5 protein-coding genes are annotated in these 2,407 nt (G+C 59.0%); all 5 read right to left on the minus strand.

The genetic code is table 11. The features are described 5' to 3' along the window. Positions 1-125: 125 nt before the first annotated feature. The gene (locus tag F8J34_RS04755; protein ID WP_297056862.1) at positions 126-497 is read right to left on the minus strand and encodes a response regulator; all 372 of its coding nucleotides are present in this window, start codon (positions 495-497) and stop codon (positions 126-128) included. Between the two features lie 21 nt (positions 498-518). Then, positions 519-1,331, minus strand: coding sequence for a hypothetical protein (locus tag F8J34_RS04760; protein ID WP_297056863.1), 813 nt, complete (start codon positions 1,329-1,331; stop codon positions 519-521). Beyond that, positions 1,328-1,714: a hypothetical protein gene (locus tag F8J34_RS04765; protein ID WP_297056864.1), complete on the minus strand. Its 387-nt coding sequence runs from the start codon at positions 1,712-1,714 to the stop codon at positions 1,328-1,330. Before F8J34_RS04765 ends, F8J34_RS04760 begins: the two co-directional genes overlap by 4 nt. After that, positions 1,711-1,884, minus strand: coding sequence for a hypothetical protein (locus tag F8J34_RS04770; RefSeq protein ID WP_297056865.1), 174 nt, complete (start codon positions 1,882-1,884; stop codon positions 1,711-1,713). Before F8J34_RS04770 ends, F8J34_RS04765 begins: the two co-directional genes overlap by 4 nt. A 10-nt stretch (positions 1,885-1,894) precedes the next feature. Further along, positions 1,895-2,407: hypothetical protein (locus F8J34_RS04775; protein ID WP_297056866.1), on the minus strand; the 513-nt coding region annotated here is incomplete at its 5' end.

Genomic DNA, 2,407 nt, shown 5'->3' on the forward strand with positions numbered 1-2,407 from the left:
CATCTCCACCGCCTCGCGACCGTCCCGGGCCGCCCCCACCACTTCCATATCCATCTCCTTGGAAAGGGCCTCCCGCAAAAGCCGCCGAATAACCGGAGAATCATCCACGATGAGCACTCTGATCTTCACAGGGTCTCCTCCAGTAGAAATCGGATCTTGGTCTCCAGCATCTCCCGATCAAAGGGTTTCATCAGGTATTCGTTGGCCCCGGCCATAAGGGCGTCGATGACACTTTTCTGTTGATTTTCCGTGGTTACCATCATGATCTTGACCTGGTTCCACTCGGGATTGGCCCGGACGGTCTTGAGAAACTCGTAGCCGTTCATGACCGGCATGTGCCAGTCCAGAATAATCAGCCGCACATCCGGATTTTCACGCAGTATTTTCAGGGCCTCCTCGCCGTTTTCGGCCTCCACCACCGTAAAGCCCATCTCCTCTAAGTATCTTCTTTCGATCTGCCTTATGGACTTGGAATCATCTACCACCAAGGCTTTCATCTTCCCTAACCCCCCTGTGGATTACCCCTCCCTGGCCAGTAAGGCTCCGGGTTCATGGTAGGCCTTCTCCAGACTGATCTCTGGCCAGAACCCCCTTTCCGCCAGCTCCCTTCTCAGATTAATTACTTCCTTCCGGGCCAGAGTCAGGGCCTCCTCCCGGGAGAAGAGAAAATCCACCTTCAGCTGAGAACCCTGAAGCCGCAGAAAGGCCTCCATCAAACCCAGATTTCCGAGAAAAAGCCGCAGGTAAATGTATCTCTCCCGGGGTCTTTCCTTTTCTCGATCGGCCTCCAGAAACCCCCAGGAAAGCCGATCGGCGAAGAAAAAGGGAAGGATCAGACCTCCTCCCTTCCAGAGATGGAGAAGGGTCTGGGTGAGCGGGGTTTCCGCCGCTTTGGCCTCCCGCCGGGGGGCCTTGCCCTCCTCCGGATGTTCGCCGACGGCCTGAAGCAGAAAGGTCAGGAGCGAGGAAAGATCCGGTCTTTCCGAAACCAGGGGCCCTTCCGGCACCGGGAGGGCCCGCCCCTGAATGAGACGCACCAGATCCGCCAGTCTTTCCTGGACCCGGGAGACCCCGCTGCCCTCGATAAGGTGCAAGACCACCGGGGGCCCCGCCGAGAGGACCCGCACCCGCACCGTCTCCCCGGGGCGAAAATCTTCGGGAACCAGCGCTCCGGCCAGACGGGCCTGGAAACGCTCCCCCCCGGCTTCCAGGGTAAGGGTCTTGCCCTCCACCTCGATGACCCGGACGGTGAGTTCCCGCCCCGGCCGCTCAAAAAGGATCAGGAGGTTTTCCGGAAGATAGGCGACCGGGGCCGGAAGGGTTACCCTCATTTCCTACTCCGAAACCGTTCCAGCGAGATCAATAGCTCCACCTCTCCCTCGGAGAGGCCATAGCGCCGGGCGATCTCCTTCACCTCCGTTCCCTGACGGTAATCCCCGAGCACCTTTTCCCTGAGGGTGCGGCGTTCCTCTTCCTGCCCTTCCCAGGCCTGCACCCCGGCCCTCAGGGCCCTCTCCAGACGGGCATAGATACGCCTTTCCTCCTCCAGATAACGGGCCAGATCCTCGGACAACCGCTCCAGGATCTCCAGCCTGGAGACCACCTCCCGAAGGGAAGAGGGGACCAGGCGCCGGATCCGCAGAAAAAGCACCAGAATGGCCACCAGGAGAAGCAAGTCCAGTACAAGCTGCCAGAAAACCGGATCCTTGATCATATCACCAGGTCGATCTCCCCTTCCTTCTTTCGGGATCCGGGAGGCTCTTTCCGCGAGCGATCCGGAGGCTTTTTTCTCCGATCCTCCCTGCGCCTGGATTTCTGTTTCTCGTGTTCCACCGAGGGAAGAACCGGGATTACCCCCGAGGGTTTTTCTATCCTTTCCGGCATACCCTCCCTCTTATTTGAGAATATACCCCGTTACCTCCACCGAAACCGGAACCAGGTTTTCCGGGGCCCGCTCTCTAAGGGCCTTAAGAAGAGCCGCCCTTATCTTCTTGACCCCCTCCGGGCTGCGCCAGTAGTAAAAGGGAATGTTTTTGAAGGTCTCGTAGATGATGGTACGCAGGGGATTTTCCAGTTTTCTGGCCCTGAGGACCTCCTTCTGGGTGGTGAAATAGAGGACCACCGAGGCTTTGATGAAGACCGGAGCCCCTCCCTCGGTTTGAAGGGGAATAAGAAAATGTTTGAGCACCAGGGCATGTTCCGTCCTTCCGGGCAGGGGAAGAGAACCCAGAGGCCCCTGCGCCGGGGACTCAGCCGGGATAGAGCTTTTCACCGGCTGGGCCTTCCCTCCGGCCGGGTGTAAAAGCCTCTTCAGGGTATAGACCCCCAGAACCAGCCCCAAAAGACAGCCGAAGATCCCCACCCCGAGAAGGATCCGCGAGAGGCGCTTCCACCTCCCCGGGGAAGG

The organism is Thermosulfurimonas sp., from assembly GCF_015491435.1.
GTDB lineage: Bacteria > Desulfobacterota > Thermodesulfobacteria > Thermodesulfobacteriales > Thermodesulfobacteriaceae > Thermosulfurimonas_A.

Excerpts from the sequence above, each read along its gene's own strand:
- F8J34_RS04770 (WP_297056865.1), bottom strand. The coding sequence starts at position 1,884 with ATGCCGGAAAGGATAGAAAAACCCTCGGGGGTAATCCCGGTTCTTCCC.
- F8J34_RS04760 (WP_297056863.1), bottom strand. The coding sequence starts at position 1,331 with ATGAGGGTAACCCTTCCGGCCCCGGTCGCCTATCTTCCGGAAAACCTC.
- F8J34_RS04755 (WP_297056862.1), bottom strand. The coding sequence starts at position 497 with ATGAAAGCCTTGGTGGTAGATGATTCCAAGTCCATAAGGCAGATCGAA.
- F8J34_RS04765 (WP_297056864.1), bottom strand. The coding sequence starts at position 1,714 with ATGATCAAGGATCCGGTTTTCTGGCAGCTTGTACTGGACTTGCTTCTC.